Origin of the sequence: Paraburkholderia sp. Clong3 (assembly GCF_050436485.1) — a bacterium.
Classification (GTDB): domain Bacteria; phylum Pseudomonadota; class Gammaproteobacteria; order Burkholderiales; family Burkholderiaceae; genus Paraburkholderia; species Paraburkholderia tuberum.
In genome coordinates this window covers 854755-878909 of sequence record NZ_JBNDMH010000003.1, presented here as the reverse complement: position 1 = coordinate 878909, position 24155 = coordinate 854755, and the positions used below count along the sequence as shown (strand labels likewise).

Sequence of the window (24155 nt, the reverse complement as noted above, 5' to 3'; positions counted from 1 at the left end):
CGTTGCCGTCATCTCGCGCTCAGTCGAGACTGAGCGGACTCACGCGCCAGATATTGCGCGCATACTCGCCGATCGTTCGATCCGACGAGAACTGCCCCATCCCCGCGACGTTCTCGATCGCGCTTTCGGCCCACGCGTGCTTGTCGACGAAACGCGCATCCACTTCGTTCTGCGCCTTCGCGAACGCGTCGAAATCGGCGAGCACCATATAGTGATCGCCCCAGTCGACCAGCGTGTGAAAGATATCCGAGAAGCGCAGCGGATCGTCCGGCGAAAAGAAGCCCGTGCGAATCTGATCGAGCGCGGTGCGCAGTGCTTCGTTTTCCTCGTAAATCTGCCGCGGCCGATAGCCGCTTGCGCGCAAGTCGTCCACCTCGTCGGCGGAGTGACCGAAGATGAAGATGTTCTCGCGCCCCACCGCGTCGCAGATCTCGATGTTCGCGCCGTCCATCGTGCCGATCGTCAATGCGCCATTGAGCGCGAGCTTCATGTTGCCGGTGCCCGACGCCTCGGTGCCGGCCATCGAGATCTGCTCCGACAGATCGGCCGCCGGAATGATCAGCTCGGCCACGCTGACGCCGTAGTTCGGCACGAACACGACCTTCAGCCTGTCGCCGATCAGCGGATCATGATTGACCTTCTCGCTGACGTCGCCGATCAGCTTGATGATCGTCTTGGCCATCCGGTACGCGGACGCGGCTTTGCCCGCGAACAGCACGACGCGCGGCACCCAGTCGCGCTCCGGATTCGCGCGAATCTCGTTGTAGCGTACGATCACGTGCAGCAAGTTCAGCAACTGGCGCTTATATTCGTGAATGCGCTTGACCTGCAGATCGAACAGCGCGTCCGGATCGAAGTGCAGCTTCGTGTGATGTGCGAGCCGGTGCACGAGCCGCAGCTTGCTCTGTCGTTTGGCCTCGCGGAACGCTTCGACGAACTCGTCGTCCTTGCGCAGATTACGCAGCTGCTCGAGCTCGAACAGATTGCTGCGCCAGTGTGTGCCGATGCGCGCGTCGATCAGCGACGACAGCGACGGACTCGCCTGCGCGAGCCAGCGGCGCGGCGTGATGCCGTTGGTCACGTTGGTGAAGCGGTCCGGATAGATGCGCGCGAAGTCGGCGAAGATGTCGCGCGTCATCAGCTGCGAATGCAGCTTCGACACGCCGTTCACCTTGTGACTCGCGACAATCGCCAGATACGCCATGCGCACGCGCCGCTGCCCATATTCGTCGACGAGCGAAATGCGGCGGATCATCTCGGCGTCGTGGCCCGAGTGCTCGCTGACGTGCTTCAGAAACTGTGCGTTGATTTCGAAGATGATCTCGAGATGCCGCGGCAGCAGGCGTGACAACATTTCGACATCCCATGTTTCGAGCGCCTCGGGCATCAGCGTGTGATTCGTGTACGAGAAGATCTGCGTCAAGTGTTTCCACGCCTTGTCCCACGGCACATGATGCTCGTCGACGAGCAGGCGCATCAGCTCGGGAATCGCGAGCACCGGGTGCGTGTCGTTCAGATGCACCGCGACCTTCTCCGAGAAGCGTCCGAACGTGCTGTGCGTGCGCTGATAGCGGCGGATCAGATCCTGCATCGTCGCCGACACGAAGAAGTACTCCTGGCGCAGCCGCAACTCGCGGCCGGCCGGCGTCGAATCGTCCGGATAGAGCAGCCGCGACACGTTCTCCGACATGTTCTTGGTGTCGACCGCGTTGCGGTAGTCGCCACGATTGAATGCGCCGAGGTCGAGTTCCTCGGTCGCGCGCGCGGACCATAGGCGCAGCGTGTTGGTCGCGTCGGTCGCGTAGCCGGGGATCACGGTGTCGTACGCGGTCGCGTTCACATGCTCGGTGTCGATCCATTCGGTCTTGTCGCCACGCTGCACGGTGCGGCCGCCGAAGTGCACCATGTACTTGATTTCGGGTCGCGGAAATTCCCATGGGTTGCCGGCGCGCAGCCAATAGTCGGGCGCCTCGACCTGCTCGCCGTTGACGATTTCCTGACGGAACATGCCGTACTGGTAACGGATGCCGTAGCCGAAGCCCGGAATGCCGAGCGTCGCCATCGAGTCGAGAAAGCACGCCGCGAGCCGGCCGAGACCGCCGTTGCCGAGCGCTGCGTCGGGTTCGAGATCGATCAGTGCGTCCATGTCGACGCCGAGGCTCGCGAGCGCCTCTTTCATCTGATCGTGAATGCCGAGCGCGAGTAGCGCGTTGGTAAAGGTCCTGCCGATCAGAAACTCCATCGACAGGTAGTAGACCCGCTTCACGTCCTGCTCGTATTGCAGGCGGGTGGTCTTCATCCAGCGCGCGACGAGCCTGTCGCGCACGGCCAGCGCGGCCGCGTGCAGCCAGTCGTGCGGGTGAGCGGTGACAGCGTCCTTGCCGACGCCGTACATCATGCGATTCGAAATTGAGCGCCGTAGCGCGTCGACGGTACTGTTGAGCTGGTCGAATTCCAGATCGACGGCTGTCATCGAAGCCTCCGGGAAGGTCAACATGGCAAACGCGAACCGCACGAGAGACGGACGGGAGGCGCGTGCCTGTCGGAGCGGTTTAAAAAAACAGAGTAGGACATTTTAGGGATCGCGCATACTGGCGCGCGAGCGGACGGTGGCGCATACGGCGTGCCCGGCGAACTCGCCCGCTGCCACGCGACCGAGCCGCGGCGGGCGCCCCGACGCGGTGCAAACCGCGTGGCAGCGGCACTCGGGGTGGGCATCGGCGCGCGTGAGTCGGGTGACGAAAGCGGGTTGGGGAAGGCAAACGCCCGAAGCATCTGCGAGCCGCACATCGATTATTTTTCCGATGCGTGACGAGCGGATGAAGCTCCGAATAGCCTGATTTTGTGATCGAATCGGGCGGCCCGTTCTGCCGGGCGGTTTTGTCGTATGTGTGTTGGATTTGACGCGGGGCGCGCGCCGATTTGGAAATGGCGGGCGGGATTGGCGGTTAGTTGCGTTTCATTGAGATCAAAGCGCCTCATCTTCTAGCCGCCTTCCGGTCCCTGCCCGCCTCCCGGCACGATCGTGCCGTCTCTGCAACAATCGCGACGTTGCGCCGCACAAGCCGCCACGCCGATCCGCCGTGGACCGACAGCGCGCGCCACACCCTCGACGAAACCGCCGCCCGAGCGCGTCGCCTCTCCGGAAGCGACCGACACCGGCATGCCCAACCCCGCGAGCCACACCTTGTCCGATAAGCTCAGCCCCGCCGTCGGCGTCCCCACGCCGACTCTCCCCGCCGACGGCCCGATGTCGGCCGCCAACCGCCGCGCGATGGCCGCGATCATGCTCGCCGTCGCGCTCGCCACGCTGGATACCGCGATCGCCAACACCGCGCTGCCCGCGATCGCCGCCGACCTGCACGCGGCGCCGGCCGCCTCGGTCTGGATCATCAACGCATATCAGCTCGCGATGGTCGCGACGCTGCTGCCGCTCGCCGCGCTCGGCGATATCGTCGGGCATCGGCGCATCTATATCGGCGGCATCGCGCTGTTCACGCTGAGTTCGCTCGGCTGCGCGATGGCGCCGACGCTGCCGCTGCTCGCCGCCGCGCGCATCGTGCAGGGCTTGGGCGCCAGCGCGATCATGAGCGTCAACACCGCGCTGATCCGCTATCTGTACCCGCCGCATCGGCTCGGTCGCGGGCTTGGCACCAATGCGCTGATCGTCGGCGTGTCGTTCGCGGTCGGGCCGACGGTGGCGTCGTTGATTCTGTCGGTCGCGACCTGGCCGTGGCTGTTCGCGGTCAACGTGCCGCTCGGCGTACTCGCGCTGAGCTTCGCGATGCCGGCGCTGCCGCATACCGCGCAGAGCCGGCACCCGCTCGATCCAGTGGCGGCGCTGCTCAACGTGGTCACGTTCGCCGCGCTGATCTTCGCGCTCGGCGAGGCGGCGCAACGCGCGTCGCTGCAGATCGTGCTCAGCGCCGCGGCGCTCGCCGGCGTGTTCGGGCTGCTGCTGATCCGCCGCGAGGCGGGCCACCCCGCGCCGATGCTGCCTGTCGATCTGTTCAAGCGGCCGGTGTTCGCGCTGTCGGCGGTGACGGCCGTGTGCTCGTTCGCCGCGCAGGGCCTCGCGTTCGTGTCGCTGCCGTTCTATTTCGAGGACGTGCTGCTGCGCAGCCAGGTCGAAACCGGCTTCCTGATGACGCCGTGGCCCGTCGTGGTCGCGCTCGCCGCGCCGCTCGCGGGCGGCCTGTCGGACCGCTACCCGCCGGGGCTGCTCGGCGCGATCGGGCTCGCGGTGCTGTCGGCGGGGATGGCCTCGCTGGCGATGCTGCCCGCCCATCCGCACGTGCTCGACATCGGCATCCGTATGGCGATCTGCGGCGCGGGTTTCGGCTTTTTCCAGTCGCCGAACCTGAAGGCGCTGATGGCGAGCGCGCCGCCGGAGCGCAGCGGCGGCGCGAGCGGCATCGTGGCGACCGCGCGGCTGCTCGGACAGGCGACCGGCGCGGCGCTGGTCGCGCTCTGCTTCGGCATTGCCGGCCGCCAGCATGGGCCGACGCTCGCGCTCGGCCTCGGCGCGTTCTTCGCCGGCGCGGCGAGCCTGGCGAGCGGCTTGCGGCTGCTCGCGCCGTCGCATCGCGCGGGCGTGCAGGCGAAGGCGGCGGTCAAGTGAGATATGCGCCGGACGGCGCGTGAGGCGGGGATGAAGCCTGAATGAAGCGCGCCTCGAACGAGCGCGCACGAGTCGGGGCCAGTGCGGGAAGACGAGGCGGCAACCACGCGAGCCGCCTCGCTTGCGACCCATGCGGCGCGATCAACGTGCCGCGAAATACCCCTTCACCGCGGCAATGAACGTGTCGATATCGTCGCGCGACACATCCATGTGCGTGACGAAGCGCGACGCATACAGCATCTGCGTGAGGATGCCGCGCTCCTTGAGCCACGCCTCGAGCGGCGCGCAATGCTGCTGCGGAAACTGCGCGAACACCATGTTCGTCGCGACCGACTGCACCTTCACCTGCTCGATCGTCTCCAGCCCCGCCGCCAGATGCGCGGCATTTGCGTGGTCGTCGGCGAGCCGCTCGACGTTGTGATCGAGCGCGTACAGGCACGCCGCCGCGAGCACGCCAGCCTGGCGCATGCCGCCGCCGAGCACCTTGCGCCAGCGATGCGCGACGTCGATCAGCGCGCGGCTGCCGACCAGCACCGAGCCGACCGGCGCGCCCAGTCCCTTCGAAAAACAGATCGACACCGAATCGAACGGCTCGGCGAGCGCCGCGACCGGCTTGCCCGCCGCGACCGCCGCGTTGAACACGCGCGCGCCGTCGAGGTGGGTCGCGAGGCCGCGCTCGCGCGCGAGCCGCGTCGCATCGGCGACGTACTGCACCGGCAGCACCTTGCCGCCGATCGTGTTTTCCAGCGCGAGCAACCGCGTGCGCGCGAAGTGATCGTCGATCGGCTTGATTGCGGCGGCGATCTTGTCGAGCGGGATCGAGCCGTCGGCGGCGTTTTCGAGCGGTTGGGGCTGGATGCTGCCGAGCACGGCCGCGCCGCCGCCCTCGTATTTATAGGTGTGCGCGAGCTGGCCGACGATGTATTCGTCGCCGCGCGCGCAGTGCGCCATCAACGCGGCGAGGTTGCTTTGCGTGCCGCTCGGGAAGAACAGCCCCGCTTCCTTGCCGGTGCGCTCGGCCAGCGTGGCCTGCAGACGCAGGACGGTGGGGTCGTCGCCCCAGACGTCGTCGCCGACTTCGGCCGCCGACATCGCCGCGAGCATCGGCGGAGTCGGACGGGTAACGGTATCGCTGCGTAAATCGATCATTGTGTGTCCCTGTGCGTCCATGAATGACAGCCTACGGCAACCGGCCGCCCGTGCATTCCGGAAGGAACGCGCGCGCCGGCAAACGAGCCATACAGTGTATTCAATTCAGACGACGCTGAAAATCGGCGCATCCCCGAGAAGCGCGCCGATCCGGCTGCGATGAGCCAACAGTCGCGACGGGGACGCTCAGCCGCCAGGCTTCGGCAACCACTGGAGCGGATCGACCGGCTGGCCGTTCTCGCGCACTTCGAACTGGATCGACGCGACGCCGCGGCTATCGACACCGACCTCGCCGATCGTCTGCCCTTGCGCCACCGCATCGCCTTCCTTGACGAGTAGCTGGCTGTTCTGGCCGTACGCGGTGATCAGCGAATCGTTGTGCTTGATGATGATGAGCGGGCCGTAGGCTTCGATGCCGGTGCCCGCGTAAACCACGCGGCCGGTCGCCGCGGCCTTGACCGGATCACCGGGTTGGCCGCCGATCACGATGCCGTTGGATTTGCCCGGCGCGAACGCGCGCAGGATCGGTCCGCGCAACGGCCATTGCAGCACGCCCTGCTGGGGCACGGCGGCAGGGGCCGGCGCACCGGGTACGGCGCCCGGCGGCACGTTCGCCGTCGCGCCCGGCGCGGCTGGCGCACCCGGCGCCACCGCGACCGGCGGCGTGACCACGCTGCCCGAGGCCATCGGCGGTGAAACGCGCAGCACCTGGCCGGGCGCGACCGCCGCGTTGACCGGCAAGCCGTTCCAGGCCGCGATTTCCTGCGGCCTTCGTCCATAGGCCGAAGCGATGCCGGACAGCGTATCGCCCGGATTGACGCGATAGTAGCCGGCGGGCACCGGGACGGTCGCGAGGCTGGTCGTGCTCGACGGCGCGTTGCTGTAGAACGGCGTACTTTCCCACGGCATCGTCGTGCAGCCGGCGATCGCCACGCCGAGCGCCGCCGCCATCAGCAGGCGGATCGCCGTCGGTTGCCATTGTCGTGTCATCTGATTTTCCTCGACGTGTGTCTCAATCCAATTCAATCGACGCCGTAGCAATTGCCGTGCCGTCACGCTTGCACACGGTCGCGGCTGTCCGCTGCCGCCTCGATATTGTGCGCGACCGCCACACGCGGGCCGCGCTAGCGCGCACCGTCAAACTGCCGTGTTCTTCAGACGCTGCCCTGCTTTTCGACGACGAGCACGCATGCCGCGCCGAGCGGATGCGCGACATGCTCGGTGCCGACCGACGCATGGAACACGTCGCCGGTTTCGAGCACTGTCGTGCGTTCGACGCCGTCTTCGCGATAGCGCATTTCGACGCGGCCGTCGAGCACGGCGAATACCTCCTCGCCGTCGTTCACGTGCCACTTGTACGGCTGGTCGGTCCAATGCAGACGCGTGGTGACGCCGTTCATGTTCGCGATGTCGAGCGCGCCCCAGGCACGCGACGCGGTGAAGCTTCTGCTGCGGATGATCTTCATGGTCGATGAGCAATTGGCAAGCGCGCAAGCCCGGCGGGCGGCGCCGTGCGCCCACGGCGTCGGCGCTCGCGCGGCTGGCCCTATTATAGGTCGCGTGGCCCGCGCGTCTGGGCGAGCAAGCCGCCACGGTCGTTCCGTCCGATCATTGCAGGTGATCGACCATCGCCTATACTCAGTCAAGCCGCGCGGAGCAGCTCACGACAACGTTGGGATTCTGGGAGGAATCGAGGATGAACAAAGCCACCTTTCTGGCCGTGCAACTCAACGTCGACGATGTGGCGGCGTCTGCCGGCCTCGTCGAACTGCTGAACACGCATCTGATCTTCGCCGCCGACGTCGCCGAGGCCGCCGATGCGCTCGTGCAACTGGCGAGCATCGCGGGACTGTCGAGCGGGGTCGAGGCGAGCGTCGAGCTGCCTGCGGTGGCGCTCGAACGGCTGCGCGAGGCGCTCGACAACCTGAGCGACTACGACGAATCGTGGCTGCTCGCGCTGGAGCCGAGCCGCGCGCTGTTCGATGACATCGGCCGGCGGCAGCGAACGCTGCATTGACGGGAACCGTCGCAGCACGGCGCCGTAAACGACAAAACGCCATCCGATCGAACTGGATGGCGTTTTTTCTTGCCCGCCGCGTTCGCGCTATTCCACGAAGCGGCGTCTACAGCGCACTACAACTACCCACTACATCTGCGGACTTCTACTGCGATCAGTTGCCGAAGTACACCGAGTCACGGTTGGCCTTCGCCGGGATGACAGCGTGGCCAGCTTGCGACGTGCCGGGAGCCGGAGCGCCGTAGCCGCTGGTGTCTGCGGAGTTGGCCGCGATGGCCGTGCCGCGTTGCGCATCGACGCGTGCTTGCGCTGCCTGGATGTCGGCCGGGTAGTTCACGTCGCTGGCGCTCGGGTTGTAGCCGGCCTTTTCGAGTTGAATCAGTTCAGCGCGAACCTGAGCACGGGTCGCCGGCTGACTCGCTTGAGCGAACGACGCGACCGGAACAAAGAGGGCGGTGGCGATAGCAACAGCGGAAATCAGGGTCTTCATGATTAACCTCCAAAGGACTTGTTGTGTGGTGCGCTTCGGGTTTCTGCTTATCCCTCAGCGATTGAAAACAAGTCTAGAGGTGTCTCGATCTAGGGCAAACCCTTAAACCAGTGAAACTCTATTGCTGCCGTCGCAATAATCATTTGGGCATTCTTTGAGTCCGCGTTTAACCCGCAAGACATTTGGTAATAATGCGGCGTTTCCTTGCCGATCCAAACGGAGCAACGGCCCCGCGCGCCCTGTCACCATGGCGCGTCGGGCCGTTTTTTCAACCGCTCAGCTCCACTGCGCGTGGAAGCTGCCCGGCTTGTCGATGCGTTCGAACGTATGCGCGCCGAAGAAGTCGCGCTGCGCTTGCACGAGGTTCGCGGGCAGACGCTCCGAGCGGTAGGCGTCGAAATACGCGATCGCCGACGCGAAGGCCGGCACCGGCACACCCGCGTTGACCGCGGCCACCACGACTTCGCGCAGCCCCGCCTGGTAGTTCTTCGCGATGTCGCGGAAGTACGGGTCGAGCAGCAGGTTCGCGAGCGCCTTGTCCTTCGAATAGGCGTCGGTGATCTTCTGCAGGAAGCGCGCGCGGATGATGCAGCCCGCGCGGAAAATCTTCGCGATCGTCCCGTAGTCGAGATCCCAGTTGTACTCTTCCGACGCGGCGCGCAACTGCGCGAAGCCCTGCGCGTACGAGATCACCTTGCTGAAGTACAACGCGCGACGCACCGATTCGATGAACGCGTCCTTCGCGCCTTCGAGCGGCCTCGCCTGCGGACCTTCCAGCACCTTGCTCGCGGCCACGCGCTGCGTCTTCAGCGACGACAGCACGCGCGCGAACACCGCCTCGGTGATCAGCGGCAACGGCGCGCCGAGATCGAGCGCGTTCTGGCTGGTCCACTTGCCGGTGCCCTTCTGCGCGGCACGGTCGAGAATCACGTCGACGAGGTCCTTGCCGGTTTCGTCGTCCTTCTTGCCGAAGATCTTCGACGTGATTTCGATCAGATAGCTGTCGAGCTCGCCCTGGTTCCACTCGGTGTAGACCTTGCCGAGTTCCTCGTTCGACAATCCGACGACCTGCTTCAACACCGCGTAGCTTTCGGCGATCAGCTGCATGTCGCCGTACTCGATGCCGTTGTGCACCATCTTCACGAAGTGGCCCGCGCCGTCCGGTCCCATGTACGCGACGCAGGGCTCGCCGTCCGGCGCCTTCGCGGCGATCTCGGTGAGGATCGGCGCGACGAGGTCGTACGCGTCGCGCGGACCGCCCGGCATGATCGACGGGCCTTTCAGCGCGCCTTCCTCGCCGCCCGACACGCCGGTGCCGATGAAATGCAGACCCGCCTTCGCGAGTTCCTGGTTGCGGCGGATCGTGTCGGTGAAAGGCGTGTTGCCGCCGTCGATCAGGATGTCGCCTTTTTCGAGCAGCGGCTTGAGCGAGGCAATGGTCGCGTCGGTCGGCTCGCCGGCCTTGACCATCATCAGAATGCGGCGCGGCTTTTCGAGCGAGTCGACGAACTCTTCCAGCGTGAAAGCCGGCACCAGTTTGCGGTCCGGAAATTCGGCGATGAGTTCGTCGGTTTTCGCGCGGCTACGGTTGTAGACCGACACCGCGTGGCCGCGGCTCTCGATGTTGAGCGCCAGATTGCGGCCCATGACCGCCAGCCCCACCACGCCGATTGCCTGTTTGCCCATTTGAATTCTCCAGAGTCCAAAAAAATGTCGTGGCGCCGCGCCATGAGAACGGCGGCGCGGCGTCGAGGGTAAAAGGATAAAAGAAATGCGCGCTTGCCGCTTGGGAGGGGGCAAGCACGCCAGTTGCTCGTGCTCCTGTCGTGCTCATGTTTGCGCGTGACGACAGGTATTGTGCGCGCGTCGGCGTTTGCGCGGCGGGTTCGGTTTGGGATCGGACCGAGGTTTGGCGCAAGGCGTGGACGAATGCCCGGCCCGTCGGTGCACCCGCTACCCTGCCCGCTTCGTGAACACCAGGCTGAAGTTGTTCGCGGGCATCGCGACCACCCGTTCGCAGGTGAGCCCCGCCGTGTCGCCGAGCGCGACGACCGCTTCCATATCGCGCACGCCCCATTCGGGATCGCGGCTCTTCAACCATTGATCGAACGCTGCGTTGCTCGGCGCCGTGTGCGCGCCGCCGCGCCGGTAAGGACCATATAGATAGAGCACGCCGCCGTCGACGAGGCGCCGCCCCGCGCCGTCGAAAAGTGCCTGCGCCGCGCTCCACGGCGAGATGTGGATCATGTTGATGCAGACGACGGCGTCGAGCGCATCGACGCCCCAGTCCGGCTGATGCACGTCGAGCGCAAGCGGCGCGCGCACGTTCGCGAGCCCCGCGTGCGCGGTCCACGCCGCAATCGACTCGCGCGCCTCCTCATCGGCATCGCTCGGCTGCCAGTCGAGACCGGGCAGCGCGCCGGCGAAGCAGATCGCGTGCTCACCGGTGCCGCTCGCGATTTCGAGCACGCGGCCGCTCGCCGGCAGCGCCTCGCGCAGCACGGCGAGGATTGGTGCGCGATTGCGTTCGGCGGATGGCGAATGTTGCCGGGAGTCGGTCATGGTCGGCTCTGGGTGTTCCTCAGGTTTTGACGGTGATCCACGGGATCCATTCATTCTCAATCGCCAGCCAGCAGACCGGCGAGCGCGCTCAAGGTATCGCCGCACGGCGCGGCCACCTTCAGCGACAGCAGCGGATCGGCGCGCGTGCGGCCGAGGTTGATCGCCGCGATCGGCTTGCCCTGGCGCTGCGCCCACACGCAGAAGCGGTAGCCGGAATACACCATCAGCGACGAGCCGGCCACGAGCACGGCGTCGGCCGCATCGAGCGCATGCGACGCCGCTTCGACGCGCGCCTTCGGCACGTTCTCGCCGAAGAACACCACCGACGGCTTCAGCAACCCGCCGCAGTTCACGCATGCCGGCACGCGAAAACCGCCGAGATCGTGCCACTCGAGATGCGCGTCGCCATCGGCGGCGGCTTCGGCCGTGACGTCGAGCAGAGCGGGGTTGTCGGCTTCGAGCGTCTGCTGGATCGCCGCGCGCGAGTGCTGCATGCCGCAGTCGAGACAACTGACGCCGTCGATGCCGCCATGCAGCTCGATCACGTCGCGGCTGCCCGCGCGCTGATGCAAGCCGTCGACGTTCTGCGTGACCAGCGTCGGCACGTGACCGGCCGCTTCGAGCCGCGCGAGCGCGACATGCGCGGCATTCGGCTGCGCGCGCGCGACGAGCGGCCAGCCGACCATGCTGCGCGCCCAGTAGCGCTGACGCATCGCCGGCGTGCCAAGGAACTCCTGCAGCGTGATCGGCGGCGAGCGCTTCCATGCGCCGTTGTCGTCCCGGTAGCCGGGGATGCCGGAGTCAGTGCTGATGCCCGCGCCGGTCAGCACGAACAGGCGCGGATGACGCTGCACGAAGCGATGCAGATCGTCGAGCGTGTGCGGATCGGTGAGAGATTCGGTCGGCGTGAGCTGAAGGTCGGTCATAACGGAGACGGTGGACGATCGGGCGCGAATTCGTGCGCGAATCAGCGGCGAGGGCTCGGTTTGCCGCGCGTGGGTGTCGAGCGACGCGCGTCGGCTTGCGGTTTCGACTTCGCGCCCTGCGTGTCCGGTCGCCGCGCTGGCCGCGCCTTCTGCGCCTGCCGCTTGTGCCACGCAGCCAGCGCGAGCTCGTAGCGCTCCAGCGCTTCATCGTAGAGATCGAACACACACTGCGTGCAGCCGCTATGACAGCAGTCGTCGAGATCGGGCCGCACGGGCGGCTGCGGCGGCGGGTCGTCGCTGGGTGTGGCGCGGGGCACGGCGGCTTGCTTTGCGTGGAAAGACGGCTAAGCGCCCAGTATAAGTTGAACGCGCGCGCCCCGCTCCCCGCCCCGGCGTTGTGAGCCGGTGCTGCGCGCCGCTCAGCCGCGCCCGACGAACGGCATCTTGCTCGCCATGATCGTCATGAACTGCACGTTCGCCGACAGCGGCAGGCTCGCCATATGCAGCACCGCGTCGGCGACGTGCTGCACGTCCATCAGCGGCTCGACCGCGATCTCGCCGTTCGCTTGCGGCACGCCGCGCGCCATTCGCGCGGCCATCTCGGTCCCCGCGTTGCCGATGTCGATCTGCCCGCACACGATGTCGTATTTGCGGCCGTCGAGCGACACCGCCTTCGTGAGTCCGGTAATCGCGTGCTTGGTCGCCGTGTACGCGGCGCTGTTCGGGCGCGGCGCATGCGCGGAGATCGAGCCGTTGTTGATGATGCGGCCACCGCGCGGATTCTGCGTCTTCATCAGGCCGAACGCCGCGCGCGTGCACAGGAACACGCCGTTCAGATTGGTATCGACGATGGAACGCCATTCGTCGATGCTCACTTCGTCGAGATCGACGGGCGAGCCGTTGCGTCCCGCGTTGTTGAACAGCACGTCGAGCCGGCCGAAGCGCGCGCGGATCGTGTCGAAAAGCGCGGCGACGCTGTCGGCGTCGGTCACGTCACACGCAACCGCGAGCGCGTCGCCGCGCAGCGCCCGCGCTTCCTGCGCGACCGCATCGAGCGCGGCCTGGCGGCGGCCGGCGAGCACCACGCTATAGCCGTGCTGCGCGAGCGTCAGTGCGCACGCGCTGCCGATGCCGCTGCCCGCGCCCGTCACCAGCGCCACTTTTCCGTTTCCTGTTTCCGACATCACGCATCTCCTGTTGTATTGGGTAGCGACGCGAGCTTGTTGCGGCGATCGGTCCGATCGCCATCGACACGCGCGACTCTTTTCGCCCCGCACCATACAACAGCGAATCCGCGATCGCAAACCGCGCGACGTCTTTCAGGGCGCTTTCACCGGGGTACGTGGCCGCCGAACGCGGCACGTCGACGAGCGCAACAGTGGTATCGTTCGCGGTTGCGCAGCGCGCAAGATTCACGGCCTTCCCGGGACGGAGGAAGGCGTACTGGAAGCACGTTCGATGAATGAATGCCCGAACCCGCCGCGCCGCTGGCCGCGTAGCCGCAACTCCGCACTGCTGAACGGCACGATCGGCTGGCACGTGATCGTGCTGATCGGCGTGGCTGTCGCACCGGCCGCGTGGCCATGGTGGCTCGCCACGATCGTCGCGAACCACGCGCTGTTCACGATCGCCGGACTATTGCCGCGCACCACCCTGCTCGGGCCCAACTGGACCCGCCTGCCGGCGAACCCGCGCAACGCGGATGCAATCGCGCTGACCATCGACGACGGTCCCGATCCCGCCGTCACGCCGCAAGTGCTCGATCTGCTCGACGCGTTCGACGTGCGCGCGACGTTCTTCTGCATCGGCGCGAAGGTCGAGCGCTATCCGCAACTCGCGCGCGAGATCGTCGCGCGTGGGCATGGGCTCGAAAATCACTCGCAGGTGCACGTGCATACGTTTTCGGTCACGTTTCCGCGCGCGTTGACGCGCGAGATCGCCGCCGCGCAACGCACGCTCGAAACCGTCAGCGGCGCGCGGCCGATGTTTTTCCGCGCGCCCGCCGGCCTGCGCAACCTCTTCCTGGAGCCGGTGCTGCGCAAGCTCGACCTGCGTCTCGCGGCCTGGACACGGCGCGGCTACGATACGCGCGAGCGTGATCCTCACGTGGTTGCGCGGCGGCTGCTCGATGGTCTCGCCGCGCGCGACATCCTGTTGCTGCACGATGGCAACGCCGCGCTGACGATCGAAGGCCAGCCGCTGATTCTCGCGGTGCTGCCGAGCGTGATCGAAGCGGCGCGCGAGCGCCATCTGCGTTTCGTCACGCTGCGCGAAGCGCGCGCCGATGCGTGACGGTGCGCGTGAAGTGACACCACGCGCACGCAGCGCTACACACGGAAATCCGCCGCCATGTCCTCGTCGGTGCGCGCTTCGAGCTTGCCGTCGCGGCACGCTTTGATGAACACGTCGTAGTCGCGCTCGACCTGATCCGCGTAGGCGCTCGCGTAACCGCTCAGCGCTTCGCCGAACTGATCGCCGCGGCCGATGTACGCGCTGATCTCGATCGCCTCGCCGCTCGCCTTCGCATGCGCGCGCGCCATGATCCAGCCGCATAGCCGCGCATAGCCGTCGAGCAGATCGCTGTCGAACAGCTCGATATTCGCGGACAGCTTCATGTCGCGCAGTTGGCGGAAATAGAAATGCCGCCCGAGCGGCCCGGTCCCCCAGCCGAGGAAGACGTCGCTCGCGGCCTGCAGCAGCCGCTGTCCTTGCACGACGCGCTCGCCCTGATGCTTGACCGCCGGCGACCTGTAGAACTGCGCGATGACCGACGGCCGCGCCTGCTTCAATTGCAGGAACAACGGCTTGCCCATGTGATCGACGAGCAGCACGACCAGACAACGCGTGCCGACGCTGCCGACGCCGACCGCCTTGAACACGACGTCGTGCCTCGTGAACTGATCCAGCAGTTCGCGCCGATCGTGCGACATCGTCTTGCGGTACTCGTCCCACACTTGCTCGACCATCTTGTCGACGTTGCCGGTCCGGTAGGTTTCGGTTTCCTCGGCCGTCAACAACGTGTTCGCACCGTGCACGTGAAACAGCGCGGGCGGCGCATCGTGGATGGTCCAACGATTGCCGTCGAACGAGGCCATTTTTTCGAGCAGGCTTTCATGCGTGCGGCTCGCGGCCTTCTCCATGCCGCGCCGCACCGCGCGCCGACGCTCGGGCGTCAGTGCGATCTCGGCCATGCGGTCGAACGTGATGCGGTCGTACCACAGGTCGAGCGCGCCGAACTGCGCATATTGCGCGACACGATCGCGATACGAGCCGACCGCGGTCATCACCAGACTCTCGGCGGTGCCGCGGCTCAGGCGCATCTGGCGCGCGGCCACGACGAGGCTCGCGCACAGGCGTTTCAGGTCCCATTCGAACGGGCCGATCGAGACTTCGTCGAAGTCGCTCAGGTCGAAGACCAGTTGCCGCTCGGGCGTTGCGAAGCCGCCGAAATTCATCAGATGGCCGTCGCCGCAGATCGGCATGGTGAGGCCGGTGTCGTGCACCTTGCTCAGATCGTGCGCCTGCAGAATCGCGCTGCCTCGAAAGAACGAGAACGGCGAGGCAGCCATGCGCCCATAGCGCAGCGGCACCAGATTCTCGACGCGCTCCGCGCTGCTCTGTTTCAGCAGCTCGATCGGATCGCGGTGCAACTCGCCGACCGCCCGGTGACTCGAGCGTTTCGAATGCTCGCGCGCGGCGCGGCCGCGCGCTTCCCGTTCGGCAATGGGGCTGGCTTTCATGCTTTCTCTCCGTTTGGCGAGTCTTGAGCCGGCGCTGACAGAGACTGCTTGCCGCGCACGGCGTCGTTAACATCGAGGGCTGCAGCCGCGATCATAACGGGTCGAAACACACGATGAATCGCCGCCAGTGAGCGCGGCGCTTGCAGCCGTGGCGGCGAGCTTGCAACCGGCTTTACAGCCAGCCAGTAGCTCGCGTAGTACGCCGTAGTATTTTGCCAACGCCGGCGCGCGTGGGCGCGAAAGCCCATGCAGCCGCGCGCGCACCGCGCGTAGAATCGAGCGCATGCGCCCTACCCTCGCTCCGCAGCGCGAGCCCGAGCTGCCGCTGCATACGCCCAGTGTGTCGTCGCTGACGTTGGCGGCGGTCATTGCGCTGATCGCGTGGATGGCGATCCTCGCGCAAGCCGACCTCACGATCGATCGCTCGCTCGCGCGCGGGCTCACCGTGTTCGACGCGCTCGCGCGCATGAGCAGCTACCTGACCAATCTGACGGTGCTCGCCAGTGCGCTCTGCTTCACCTGCATCGTGCTGTGGAAGCATCGCTCGCCACTCGTGCGCTTTTTCCGGCAGCCCACGGTCGTGACCGCGGTGGTCGCGTACATCGTGTTCGTCGGCCTCGCGTACAACCTGCTGTTGCGCGGACTGTGGCCGCTGTCGCCGTACCGGCGCCTGCTCAACGAGTCGCTGCACAGCGTGCTGCCGATGCTCGCCGCGCTCTACTGGGTGCTGTTCGTGCCGCGTTTTCATCTGCGGTTGCGCCACGCTCCGCTGTGGCTCGTCTATCCGCTCGCCTATCTCGGCATCACGTTCTGGCGCGGCAGCCTGTCGGATTTTTATCCGTATCCGTTCATCGACGTCGAAACGCTCGGGCTGCGCCAGGTGCTCGTCAATGCCGCGCTGCTGTTCGGCGGTTTTCTGATGCTGCTGGCCGTGTTCGTCGGCATCAATTTCGGGCGTCGACGATGATGTTCGAGCACGTCCCGTTTGGCCGGATGCATGGCGTCCCGTCGCCGGGCGCACTTCTTGCGCGCCTTTCGTCACTGACGCAGGCTCACGCCGCACTGGCACGGCTTGCGCGGCGCCCTTGTGCGAGCGCGTTGCAATTGCAGCGGGTCCGCACGTAAATATGACAACAGGAGCGATGCATATGGATACGAATTCAGCGGCAGGCGCGGTAAAGGAAGTCGCGGGCAAGGTGCAAAGCGCGGTCGGCGATGCCGTCGGCGACACCAGCGCGCAGGTGGCGGGCAAGGCGCGCGAATTGAGCGGCAAGGCGCAGCAGTTATGCGCGAATACGACGAGCCTCGTGCGCGATACGACGGCCGAAAACCCGTTCACGACGCTGGCCGTGGTTGCTCTCGCCGGGTTCGTGATGGGCGCGCTGTGGTCGCGCGGCGGTCGCGACTACGACTGAAGCAGGCACGGCGCCGGATCATAGGCGCCGATCAACAGGGCGCAGCAGTCGCGCCAAAGCGGGCGATCCGCCGCAAGCGGATCGCCCGCCGCTTCACTAGCCGCTCTTCTTCTTGCGGCCGGCGCCCATTTCCAGTTCGATCCACGTCGGCGCGTGGTCGCTGGCATGCGGTTCGCCGCGCACCCAACGGTCGACGCCCGCATCGCGCAGGCGCGGCGCGAGGTCGGCGCTCAGCAGCAGATGATCGATGCGCAGCCCCGAATTCGTATCCCAATGACGGCGGAAATAATCCCAGAACGTGTACACGCGTTCGTCGCCGAAATGCGTGCGCAGCGCATCGGTCCAGCCTTGCGCGAGCAGCCTGCGATAACGCTCGCGGCTCTCCGGCTGCAGCAGCGCGTCCTTTAGCCACGAGCGCGGGTTGTAGATGTCTTCGTCGGTCGGCACGACGTTGAAGTCCCCAGCGATCACGACCGGGTGGCCGCTCTGGTAGAGCTGCGCCGCATGCGCGATCAGATGATCGAACCACGCGAGCTTGTAGTCGAACTTGGGGCCGGGCTGCGGATTGCCGTTCGGCAGGTACAAACACACGATCAGCACGCCGCCGACCGCGGCCTCGATGTAACGGCTATGCGTGTCGTCTTCGAAACCGGGCAGACCGCGCCGACGTTCGAGCGGTGCGTCGCCTTTGGCCAGAATCGCCACACCGTTCCATGCGCTCTGGCCTTGCCACACGGCGCCATAACCGGCGTCGCGCAATGCGTCGACTGGAAATGCGCTATCCACCGCCTTCAGTTCCTGCAGGCACACGACGTCCGGCGCCTCGCGCTCGAGCCAGTGCAATAGCGCCGCCTGCCGCGAGCGGATACCGTTGATGTTGAACGTCGCAATGCGCAGCTTCGTCATGATCATCCCTCCCTCGCCTATTGCTCCGCGACGTCGCGATACTCGGTCGCCCGCGAACGCGCGCGGCAATCAGGGTGTTATCCCCGATCGGTTTTGCTCATAGCACCGACTCCATTTCGGCCCGGTTGGCCAGTTCCAAATTTATCACCCGCAAAGCGGACATTTTCCGTCCAGTTCAAACCTGTCGACATCCGCGGCGAAGCTGCCCGTAAGTCTGACGATCCCCGGATGTCCGCCGCCGCCGATCGATTTGCTGCGAGGCATCCTCGCAGCCTGCCGGGCGCGTTGAGCCCGGAGGTCGATTTCGCATTTTCCCCGTTGCAACGTGCAACTGTTGCCCGTGTTTGCGTGGCTCCAGCCGGGCTCCATCGCGGTCATTGCGCATATTGGCCTGCCTTTATTGCGCAGATCGGCTTTGCGCTTGCAGCGAGTTTTTAATACCGTGTTAGCTGCAACGGCATTCAAATTGCTGCGCAATAGTTTTGTTTCAACGCGATGCGTTGGACATCGACGCGTCGTCGGCCTGCATTGACCTTTCAGTGGAGTCAACAGTCGTCATGACCACGCCTGCAGAATGTCAGCATTGCGGGGACGCCCCCGCATCAGAGTCCACCGCCGAGCCCACCACCACGCCTTCCCAACCGTCACGACGTCGCTTCCTGCAATCGGCGGCGGCCGCCGCGACGATCGGTGCGGCGCCGCATCTGCGCGCGCAAACGCAAGCGCCGGCGCCCGCCTCACCCGCGCCGCCAGGCAACCCCGTGGTGCCGCCGCGCCCCGTCACGTTGACCGTCAACGGCCGCGCGTACACGCTGCAGCTCGAACCGCGCGTGACGCTGCTCGACGCGTTGCGCGAATACGCGGGTCTGATGGGCATGAAGAAAGGCTGCGACCGCGGTCAATGCGGCGCCTGCACGGTGCTCGTCGACGGCCGCCGCATCAACTCGTGTCTGACGCTCGCGGTCATGCACGAAGGCGAGAACATCACGACCGTCGAAGGACTCGCGAGCAACGGCGCGTTGAGTCCGGTGCAGGCCGCGTTCATCGAACACGATGCGTTCCAGTGCGGCTACTGTACGCCCGGGCAGTTGTGCTCGGCGACCGCCCTGCTCGGCGAATTCCGCAACGGCACGGCGAGCACCGTGACCGCCGACGTGCGCGCGCGTCCCGCCGCGCTCACCGACGACGAAATCCGCGAACGCATGAGCGGCAACATCTGCCGCTGCGGGGCGTACGTGAACATCGTCGCCGCGGTCCGCGCCGCGCACGACAACGCCTGACGGAGACCGACATGGATGCGATCTCCTACGAACGCGCCGGCGACATCGCCAGCGCGGTGCGCGCCGTGCAACAGCCGGGCGCGGTATTCATCGGCGGCGGCACGAATCTGCTTGATCTGATGAAGGGCGGCGTCGCGCGGCCGGTGCGGCTCATCGATATCACGCACATCGGCGGCCTCGACTCGGTGACGACGCTGCCCGGCGGCGGCATCCGCATCGGCGCGCTGGTGCGCAACAGCGACGCGGCCAATCACGCGCTGGTGCGCGAGCAGTACCCGCTGCTGTCGCAAGCGCTGCTCGCGGGCGCGTCGGCGCAGTTGCGCAACATGGCGACGGTCGGCGGCAATCTGCTGCAACGCACCCGCTGCGGCTACTTCTACGACACCGCGTTCACGCAGTGCAACAAGCGCCTGCCCGGCAGCGGCTGCGCGGCGCTCGACGGCCATAACCGCGCGCATGCGATCCTCGGCGCGAGCCCGCAATGCATTGCGGTCAACCCGTCGGATATGAGCGTCGCGCTGGCCGCGCTCGATGCGCTGGTGCGCGTGAGCGGTCCCAAGGGCGAGCGCACGATCGCGTTCGCCGATTTCCATCGGCTGCCGGGCGACCGGCCCGATGTCGATACCACCTTGCAGCCCGGCGAGCTGATCACCGCGGTCGATCTGCCGCCGCCGCTCTTCAGCGCGCATTCGCACTATCTGAAGGTGCGTGACCGCGCCAGCTACGCGTTCGCGCTCGTATCGGTCGCGGCCGCGTTGCAGATGGACGGCGAGCGTGTTCAGAGCGCGCGCATCGCGCTCGGCGGCGTCGCGCACAAACCATGGCGCGTGAACGTGGCCGAGCAGATGCTGAACGGCCAGCCGCTCAGCCGGGCCACGCTGAAGAACGCCGCCGCGGCCGCGTTGAGCGGCGCGCAGCCGCGCCACGACAACGCCTTCAAGGTGCAGCTCGCGCAGCGCGCGATCGTGCGTGCGGTCAATCAGGCAGCCGGCAACGCCGGAGGTATCGCATGAATCTGATCGGACAACCGCTCGATCGCGTCGACGGACTGCTGAAGGTGACCGGCGACGCGCGTTATGCAGCCGAATTCCCCGGGGCGCGCCTCGCGCATGCGGTGCTCGTGACGAGCACGATCGCGGCCGGCACGATCGCGTCGATCGATGCCAGCCGCGCCGAGGCCGTGCCCGGCGTGCTGCTCGTGATGACCTACCAGAACGCGCCGCGCCTGCCGAATGGCGGCCGGCCCGCGCTCGCGCCGCCGGCCGGCCGGCATCTGTCGCTTCTGCAGGATAACAAAGTGCACTACAGCAACGAGCCGGTCGCGGTGGTCGTCGCCGATACGCTCGAACATGCGGCCGATGCCGCTCGCCAGCTGCGCATCGCCTATCAGCCGGGCGCCGCGGCGCTCGACTTCGAGCAGGCGAAGGCGCACGCGCATGCGCCGGACAAGCCGCAGGGCCGCCAGACCGACACGCAGCGCGGCAGCTTCGAGGACGGCATGCAAAGCGGCGACGTGCATATCGAAGCGACCTATACGACGCCGATCGAGCACCACAACCCGATGGAGCCCCACGCGACGATGGCGCAATGGGACGGCCCGCAGTTGACGGTCTACGACTCGACGCAGGGCGTGAGCGGCGCCGCGCAGGTGCTCGCGAAGACGTTCGCCATCCCTGTGTCCGACGTGCGCGTGATCTCGCCGCTGATCGGCGGCGGCTTCGGCTGCAAGGGCTCGTCGTGGTCGCACGTGTCGCTGTGCGCGATGGCCGCGCGGCAAACCGGGCGGCCCGTGCGGCTCGCGCTCGAACGCCCGCAGATGTTCGGCCCGGTCGGCGCGCGGCCGCGCACCGAGCAGCACTTCGTGATCGCCGCGCGACATGACGGCACGCTGAGCGCGATGCGTCACGACAGCATCTCGAACACGTCGATGATCGAAGACTGGACCGAGACCTGCTGCATGGTCACGCGCATGCTGTACGCGGTGCCCAACCAGATAACGACGCACCGGCTCGTGCAACTCAATGTCGGCACGCCGACCTTCATGCGCGCACCCGGAGAAACCACCGGCTCGTTCGCGCTCGAATCGGCGATGGACGAACTCGCCGTCGCGCTGAAGATGGACCCGCTCGCGCTGCGCCTGAAGAACTACGCGGACAGCGATCCGCAGGAGCACAAGCCGTGGTCGGGCAAGTCGCTGCGCGAGTGCTACCAGGTCGGCGCCGAGAAGTTCGGCTGGTCGCGCCGCCCGCACGCGCCATGTTCGAGACGCGACGGCAACACGCTGATCGGCATGGGCATGGCGACCGCGACCTATCCGGCCAACCGCAGCGAGGCGTCGGCGCTTGCGCAGATTCTGCCGGACGGCACCGCGGTGGTCGCATCGGGCACGCAGGACATCGGCACCGGCACCTACACGGTGATGACCCAGGTCGCCGCCGATGCGCTCGGCTTCACGCCCGAGCAGATCCGCTTCGCGCTCGGCGATTCGTCGCTGCCGCGCGCGCCGGGCTCGGGCGGTTCGCAGTCGGCGGCGAGCGTATCGCCTGCGGTGCGCGACGCGGCGAGCCAGGCGCGCAGCCAGCTGATCGCGCTGGCGCTTGCCGATGCGGCGTCGCCCGTGCATGCCCTGCCGCTCGATGACGTCACCGTCGCAAGCGGCTGGGTCGTGAGCCGCTCGCAACCGGGCAAGCGCGATCCGGCCGCGGCGATCATCGCGCGCGCGGGTGGCAAGCCGATCGAGGCGAGCGCGACCGTGAAGCCCGGCGACGAGAAGCAGAAGTACTCGTTCCACTCGTTCGGCGCGGTGTTCGTCGAGGTCCACGTCGATGCCGAGCTCGGCACGATCCGCGTGCCGCGCGTGGTCGCGGTGTACGACGTCGGCCGCGTGCTGAACCAGAAGACCGCGCGCAGCCAGATGATGGGCGGCATCGTATGGGGCATCGGCGCGGCGCTGCAGGAGGAAAGCACGCTCGATGCGCGCTTCGGACGCTTCACGAACGCGAACCTCGCCGAGTATCACGTGCCGGTGAATGCCGATATCGGCACGCTCGACATCACCTTCATCGACCGGCCCGATCCTTATATCAACTCGCTCGGCGTGCGCGGTATCGGCGAGATCGGCATCACGGCCGTGGTGGCCGCGATCGCGAACGCGGTGTACAACGCGACCGGCGTGCGGGTGCGCGATCTGCCGATCACGCTGGACAAGGTGGTGCGGACCTGAACCGGCGGCAGTGCCGGAATTGGAGTGAAAGCGAAAGCGGCGGGCGGCTTGCATCGGGCGTGCCTTGCCGCTTGCTTCGCGCCCCGTTGCATCGCACAATCGGGGGCATTCCTGTCTACCGGTATCCGCCGATGGCCTACGCCTCGCTCGCCACTGGTGTGTTGCTCGCCGCCGGTTTCGGCTCGCGCTTCGATCCGCACGGGCTGCACAACAAACTGCTCGCACGTATGCCCGACGGCAAGCCGGTTGCGCATGAAGCCGCGCATCGGCTGCTGCGGGTCGTGACGCGGGTGCTCGCTGTCGTGCGGCCGGGCTCCGACGCGCTCGCCCGCGCGCTGAACGATGCCGGCTGTGATGTCGTGTTTGCGGCGAGCGCCGAGCGCGGCATGGGCGCGAGCCTCGCCGCCGGTATCGAAGCGAGCGACGACGCCGAGGGCTGGATCGTCGCGCTCGCCGATATGCCGCGCATTGCGGTTCCGACGATCGAAGCGGTAGCCCGCGCGCTCGACAACGGCGCGCTGCTCGTCGCGCCGTTCTACGACGGCCAGCGCGGCCATCCGGTCGGCTTCGGCAGCGAGCATCGCGACGCGCTACTCGCGCTGGACGGCGACACCGGCGCGAAAGCGCTGCTCAGGTCACACGCGCTGACGCGCATCGACGTCGACGATCCCGGCATTCTGCGCGACGTGGACACGCCGGACGATTTGCGCACGCTCTAGCCGCCAACATCAGCCTCGCCGAGACTGGCTGCCCGCAGCCGGTCGACATCGAGAATCTTGCCGGACAAGGAAAGGAACACTGATACGGCATGAAGCCCCTGGATCTGACGCGTTTCGATCTCAATCTTCTGGTTGTACTTGAGGCACTTTGGACCGAAAGGCACGTCGGCCGCGCCGCCGAACGACTGCATTTGTCCCAGTCCGCCACCAGCCACGCCTTATCGAGGCTGCGTACTGCCTTTGCTGATCAGCTGTTCATTCGTCACCCCCGCGGGATCGAGCCGACGCCGCTGGCCATCGAATTAATGCCGCGAGTGGCGGCGGTGCTCGAGTCGGTCAGGCTCGTCGCCAGTCCACGTGGCCCGTTCGATCCAGCTCGCGTGCAGGCGATGCTCTCGGTGGCGGCCACTGATCACGCCATATTGACCGTCATCGCCCCCGTTCTGGCCGGAATCCAGGCCGCTGCGCCGGGTGTCGTGCTGAGGCTCAGGCCGGCCGATAGCGAATCCGCGCTGCGCATGTTGGACGCCGGCGATCTCGACATCGTGCTAGGGTCCGGCTCCTTTGCCCAGATCCCGCAGCGTTTCGATTGCCAGCTTGTCCACAAGGAGCGTTTCGTCGGCATTGCGCGCAAGGGGCACCCGGCTCTGGTCAAGCGAGGCAAGAAGCTGCACATGGAACTGGATGACTTCGCCCGGCTGCCGCACATTCTGGTCTCGCCGCGCGGCGATACGCGAGGCGCTGTCGACGATGCGCTGGAGGCCGTCGGTCGTACCCGCAAGGTGAGCGCGACCTGCCCCAGCTTTCTGGCTGCTCCTTTCATGGTCGGCGCTTCGCAATCGATTGCGGTTATCGCCGAGCGGGTCGCACTCCGGATGCAGGATCCCGCGCAACTGAGTCTTTTCGAGCTCCCCCTGGCGTTACCGAGCTGGGAGGTGCTTGTGATTCGAGCCCGAGGGCGCGCCAACGAACCCGCCGTTCAGTGGATTACCAACATGATGATCGCCCACTGAACATCGGCAGGGGCTTGCCGCGGTTGCAGCGACATGGAGGCCATGAATCTCGTGCATCGACATGCTGTGTAAATGCCATTGGATCGAATACCTC

At 66.6% G+C, this 24155-nt stretch carries 22 protein-coding genes and 1 pseudogene; 11 read left to right on the top strand and 12 right to left on the bottom strand.

The genetic code is table 11. The features are described from left to right. Positions 1-19 precede the first annotated feature (19 nt). Positions 20-2473: a glycogen/starch/alpha-glucan phosphorylase gene (locus OKW30_RS27440; RefSeq protein ID WP_187628453.1), complete on the bottom strand. Its 2454-nt coding sequence runs from the start codon at positions 2471-2473 to the stop codon at positions 20-22. 777 nt (positions 2474-3250) lie between these two features. Here OKW30_RS27440 and OKW30_RS27435 point away from each other — a divergent pair. Then, entirely contained in the window at positions 3251-4621 is a 1371-nt protein-coding gene (locus OKW30_RS27435) for an MFS transporter (protein ID WP_429349176.1), read from the top strand. A gap of 141 nt (positions 4622-4762) precedes the next feature. Here the strand turns inward: OKW30_RS27435 and ltaE are convergent, their stop codons facing one another. The 3 genes from ltaE to OKW30_RS27420 all read right to left on the bottom strand — a co-directional run bounded on the left by ltaE (position 4763) and on the right by OKW30_RS27420 (position 7236). Then, the gene (gene ltaE, locus OKW30_RS27430; protein WP_429348151.1) at positions 4763-5770 is read right to left on the bottom strand and encodes a low-specificity L-threonine aldolase; all 1008 of its coding nucleotides are present in this window, start codon (positions 5768-5770) and stop codon (positions 4763-4765) included. Positions 5771-5956: 186 nt separating this feature from the next. Further along, the gene (locus OKW30_RS27425) at positions 5957-6760 is read right to left on the bottom strand and encodes a peptidoglycan DD-metalloendopeptidase family protein (protein ID WP_187628454.1); all 804 of its coding nucleotides are present in this window, start codon (positions 6758-6760) and stop codon (positions 5957-5959) included. A 164-nt stretch (positions 6761-6924) separates the two neighbouring features. Further along, positions 6925-7236: a cupin domain-containing protein gene (locus OKW30_RS27420; protein ID WP_429348150.1), complete on the bottom strand. Its 312-nt coding sequence runs from the start codon at positions 7234-7236 to the stop codon at positions 6925-6927. A 230-nt stretch (positions 7237-7466) separates the two neighbouring features. On the opposite strand from OKW30_RS27420, the gene OKW30_RS27415 reads away from it, so the two are divergent. Next, on the top strand, positions 7467-7787 hold the full coding sequence (locus OKW30_RS27415) for a hypothetical protein (RefSeq protein ID WP_184037119.1): 321 nt from the start codon (positions 7467-7469) through the stop codon (positions 7785-7787). A gap of 154 nt (positions 7788-7941) precedes the next feature. On the opposite strand, the gene OKW30_RS27410 is transcribed toward OKW30_RS27415, so the two are convergent. From OKW30_RS27410 to OKW30_RS27385, 6 genes are all read right to left on the bottom strand, one after another. Further along, complete coding sequence (locus tag OKW30_RS27410; protein WP_429348149.1) at positions 7942-8277, bottom strand: DUF4148 domain-containing protein; 336 nt, start codon at positions 8275-8277, stop codon at positions 7942-7944. Positions 8278-8553: 276 nt separating this feature from the next. Next, positions 8554-9963, bottom strand: coding sequence for an NADP-dependent phosphogluconate dehydrogenase (gene gndA, locus OKW30_RS27405; RefSeq protein WP_184072506.1), 1410 nt, complete (start codon positions 9961-9963; stop codon positions 8554-8556). 267 nt (positions 9964-10230) lie between these two features. After that, entirely contained in the window at positions 10231-10839 is a 609-nt protein-coding gene (locus OKW30_RS27400; RefSeq protein ID WP_429348148.1) for a DUF938 domain-containing protein, read from the bottom strand. A 56-nt stretch (positions 10840-10895) separates the two neighbouring features. Next, entirely contained in the window at positions 10896-11765 is an 870-nt protein-coding gene (locus tag OKW30_RS27395) for an NAD-dependent protein deacetylase (protein WP_184072509.1), read from the bottom strand. 41 nt (positions 11766-11806) lie between these two features. Further along, the gene (locus tag OKW30_RS27390) at positions 11807-12082 is read right to left on the bottom strand and encodes an oxidoreductase-like domain-containing protein (protein ID WP_090809369.1); all 276 of its coding nucleotides are present in this window, start codon (positions 12080-12082) and stop codon (positions 11807-11809) included. Positions 12083-12184: 102 nt separating this feature from the next. Then, on the bottom strand, positions 12185-12949 hold the full coding sequence (locus OKW30_RS27385) for an SDR family oxidoreductase (RefSeq protein WP_429348147.1): 765 nt from the start codon (positions 12947-12949) through the stop codon (positions 12185-12187). Positions 12950-13223: 274 nt separating this feature from the next. Here OKW30_RS27385 and OKW30_RS27380 point away from each other — a divergent pair, with 274 nt between their 5' ends. Beyond that, complete coding sequence (locus OKW30_RS27380; protein ID WP_184072513.1) at positions 13224-14057, top strand: polysaccharide deacetylase family protein; 834 nt, start codon at positions 13224-13226, stop codon at positions 14055-14057. A gap of 35 nt (positions 14058-14092) precedes the next feature. Here OKW30_RS27380 and OKW30_RS27375 read toward each other — a convergent pair whose 3' ends face one another. Continuing rightward, positions 14093-15505 carry a DUF2252 domain-containing protein gene (locus OKW30_RS27375; protein ID WP_429348146.1) on the bottom strand — a complete coding sequence of 471 codons (1413 nt, stop codon included), beginning with the start codon at positions 15503-15505 and terminating at the stop codon, positions 14093-14095. A 283-nt stretch (positions 15506-15788) separates the two neighbouring features. On the opposite strand from OKW30_RS27375, the gene OKW30_RS27370 reads away from it, so the two are divergent. Both OKW30_RS27370 and OKW30_RS27365 read left to right on the top strand, forming a co-directional pair. After that, on the top strand, positions 15789-16472 hold the full coding sequence (locus tag OKW30_RS27370) for a Pr6Pr family membrane protein (RefSeq protein WP_184072517.1): 684 nt from the start codon (positions 15789-15791) through the stop codon (positions 16470-16472). A 181-nt stretch (positions 16473-16653) separates the two neighbouring features. Then, positions 16654-16920, top strand: a complete 267-nt coding sequence (locus OKW30_RS27365) for a CsbD family protein (protein ID WP_013091250.1) — start codon at positions 16654-16656, stop codon at positions 16918-16920. A gap of 96 nt (positions 16921-17016) precedes the next feature. Here the strand turns inward: OKW30_RS27365 and xth are convergent, their stop codons facing one another. Further along, complete coding sequence (xth, locus tag OKW30_RS27360; protein WP_429348145.1) at positions 17017-17826, bottom strand: exodeoxyribonuclease III; 810 nt, start codon at positions 17824-17826, stop codon at positions 17017-17019. 202 nt (positions 17827-18028) lie between these two features. Between xth and OKW30_RS27355 the strand changes: the two are divergent. From OKW30_RS27355 to OKW30_RS27330, 6 genes and pseudogenes are all read left to right on the top strand, one after another. Then, positions 18029-18115, top strand: a pseudogene (locus tag OKW30_RS27355) (formate hydrogenlyase); the annotation flags it as partial. A gap of 268 nt (positions 18116-18383) precedes the next feature. Beyond that, positions 18384-19106, top strand: coding sequence for a (2Fe-2S)-binding protein (locus OKW30_RS27350; protein ID WP_429348144.1), 723 nt, complete (start codon positions 18384-18386; stop codon positions 19104-19106). Positions 19107-19117: 11 nt separating this feature from the next. Further along, a complete protein-coding gene (locus OKW30_RS27345) occupies positions 19118-20119 on the top strand; it encodes an FAD binding domain-containing protein (protein WP_429348143.1) in 1002 nt (333 codons plus the stop codon). Beyond that, positions 20116-22329, top strand: a complete 2214-nt coding sequence (locus OKW30_RS27340; RefSeq protein ID WP_429348142.1) for a xanthine dehydrogenase family protein molybdopterin-binding subunit — start codon at positions 20116-20118, stop codon at positions 22327-22329. Before OKW30_RS27345 ends, OKW30_RS27340 begins: the two co-directional genes overlap by 4 nt. Before the next feature lie 131 nt (positions 22330-22460). Beyond that, a complete protein-coding gene (locus OKW30_RS27335; RefSeq protein WP_429348141.1) occupies positions 22461-23048 on the top strand; it encodes a nucleotidyltransferase family protein in 588 nt (195 codons plus the stop codon). 89 nt (positions 23049-23137) lie between these two features. Further along, on the top strand, positions 23138-24061 hold the full coding sequence (locus OKW30_RS27330) for a LysR family transcriptional regulator (RefSeq protein WP_184037187.1): 924 nt from the start codon (positions 23138-23140) through the stop codon (positions 24059-24061). Positions 24062-24155: the final 94 nt, after the last annotated feature.

Bases quoted from the DNA above. Each gene is read 5' to 3' on its own strand.
- OKW30_RS27440 (WP_187628453.1), bottom strand. From the start codon at position 2,473: ATGACAGCCGTCGATCTGGAATTCGACCAGCTCAACAGTACCGTCGAC.
- OKW30_RS27435 (WP_429349176.1), top strand. From the start codon at position 3,251: ATGTCGGCCGCCAACCGCCGCGCGATGGCCGCGATCATGCTCGCCGTC.
- ltaE (WP_429348151.1), bottom strand. From the start codon at position 5,770: ATGATCGATTTACGCAGCGATACCGTTACCCGTCCGACTCCGCCGATG.
- OKW30_RS27425 (WP_187628454.1), bottom strand. From the start codon at position 6,760: ATGACACGACAATGGCAACCGACGGCGATCCGCCTGCTGATGGCGGCG.
- OKW30_RS27420 (WP_429348150.1), bottom strand. From the start codon at position 7,236: ATGAAGATCATCCGCAGCAGAAGCTTCACCGCGTCGCGTGCCTGGGGC.
- OKW30_RS27415 (WP_184037119.1), top strand. From the start codon at position 7,467: ATGAACAAAGCCACCTTTCTGGCCGTGCAACTCAACGTCGACGATGTG.
- OKW30_RS27410 (WP_429348149.1), bottom strand. From the start codon at position 8,277: ATGAAGACCCTGATTTCCGCTGTTGCTATCGCCACCGCCCTCTTTGTT.
- gndA (WP_184072506.1), bottom strand. From the start codon at position 9,963: ATGGGCAAACAGGCAATCGGCGTGGTGGGGCTGGCGGTCATGGGCCGC.
- OKW30_RS27400 (WP_429348148.1), bottom strand. From the start codon at position 10,839: ATGACCGACTCCCGGCAACATTCGCCATCCGCCGAACGCAATCGCGCA.
- OKW30_RS27395 (WP_184072509.1), bottom strand. From the start codon at position 11,765: ATGACCGACCTTCAGCTCACGCCGACCGAATCTCTCACCGATCCGCAC.
- OKW30_RS27385 (WP_429348147.1), bottom strand. From the start codon at position 12,949: ATGTCGGAAACAGGAAACGGAAAAGTGGCGCTGGTGACGGGCGCGGGC.
- OKW30_RS27380 (WP_184072513.1), top strand. From the start codon at position 13,224: ATGAATGAATGCCCGAACCCGCCGCGCCGCTGGCCGCGTAGCCGCAAC.
- OKW30_RS27375 (WP_429348146.1), bottom strand. From the start codon at position 15,505: ATGAAAGCCAGCCCCATTGCCGAACGGGAAGCGCGCGGCCGCGCCGCG.
- OKW30_RS27370 (WP_184072517.1), top strand. From the start codon at position 15,789: ATGCGCCCTACCCTCGCTCCGCAGCGCGAGCCCGAGCTGCCGCTGCAT.
- OKW30_RS27365 (WP_013091250.1), top strand. From the start codon at position 16,654: ATGGATACGAATTCAGCGGCAGGCGCGGTAAAGGAAGTCGCGGGCAAG.
- xth (WP_429348145.1), bottom strand. From the start codon at position 17,826: ATGACGAAGCTGCGCATTGCGACGTTCAACATCAACGGTATCCGCTCG.
- OKW30_RS27350 (WP_429348144.1), top strand. From the start codon at position 18,384: ATGACCACGCCTGCAGAATGTCAGCATTGCGGGGACGCCCCCGCATCA.
- OKW30_RS27345 (WP_429348143.1), top strand. From the start codon at position 19,118: ATGGATGCGATCTCCTACGAACGCGCCGGCGACATCGCCAGCGCGGTG.
- OKW30_RS27340 (WP_429348142.1), top strand. From the start codon at position 20,116: ATGAATCTGATCGGACAACCGCTCGATCGCGTCGACGGACTGCTGAAG.
- OKW30_RS27335 (WP_429348141.1), top strand. From the start codon at position 22,461: ATGGCCTACGCCTCGCTCGCCACTGGTGTGTTGCTCGCCGCCGGTTTC.
- OKW30_RS27330 (WP_184037187.1), top strand. From the start codon at position 23,138: ATGAAGCCCCTGGATCTGACGCGTTTCGATCTCAATCTTCTGGTTGTA.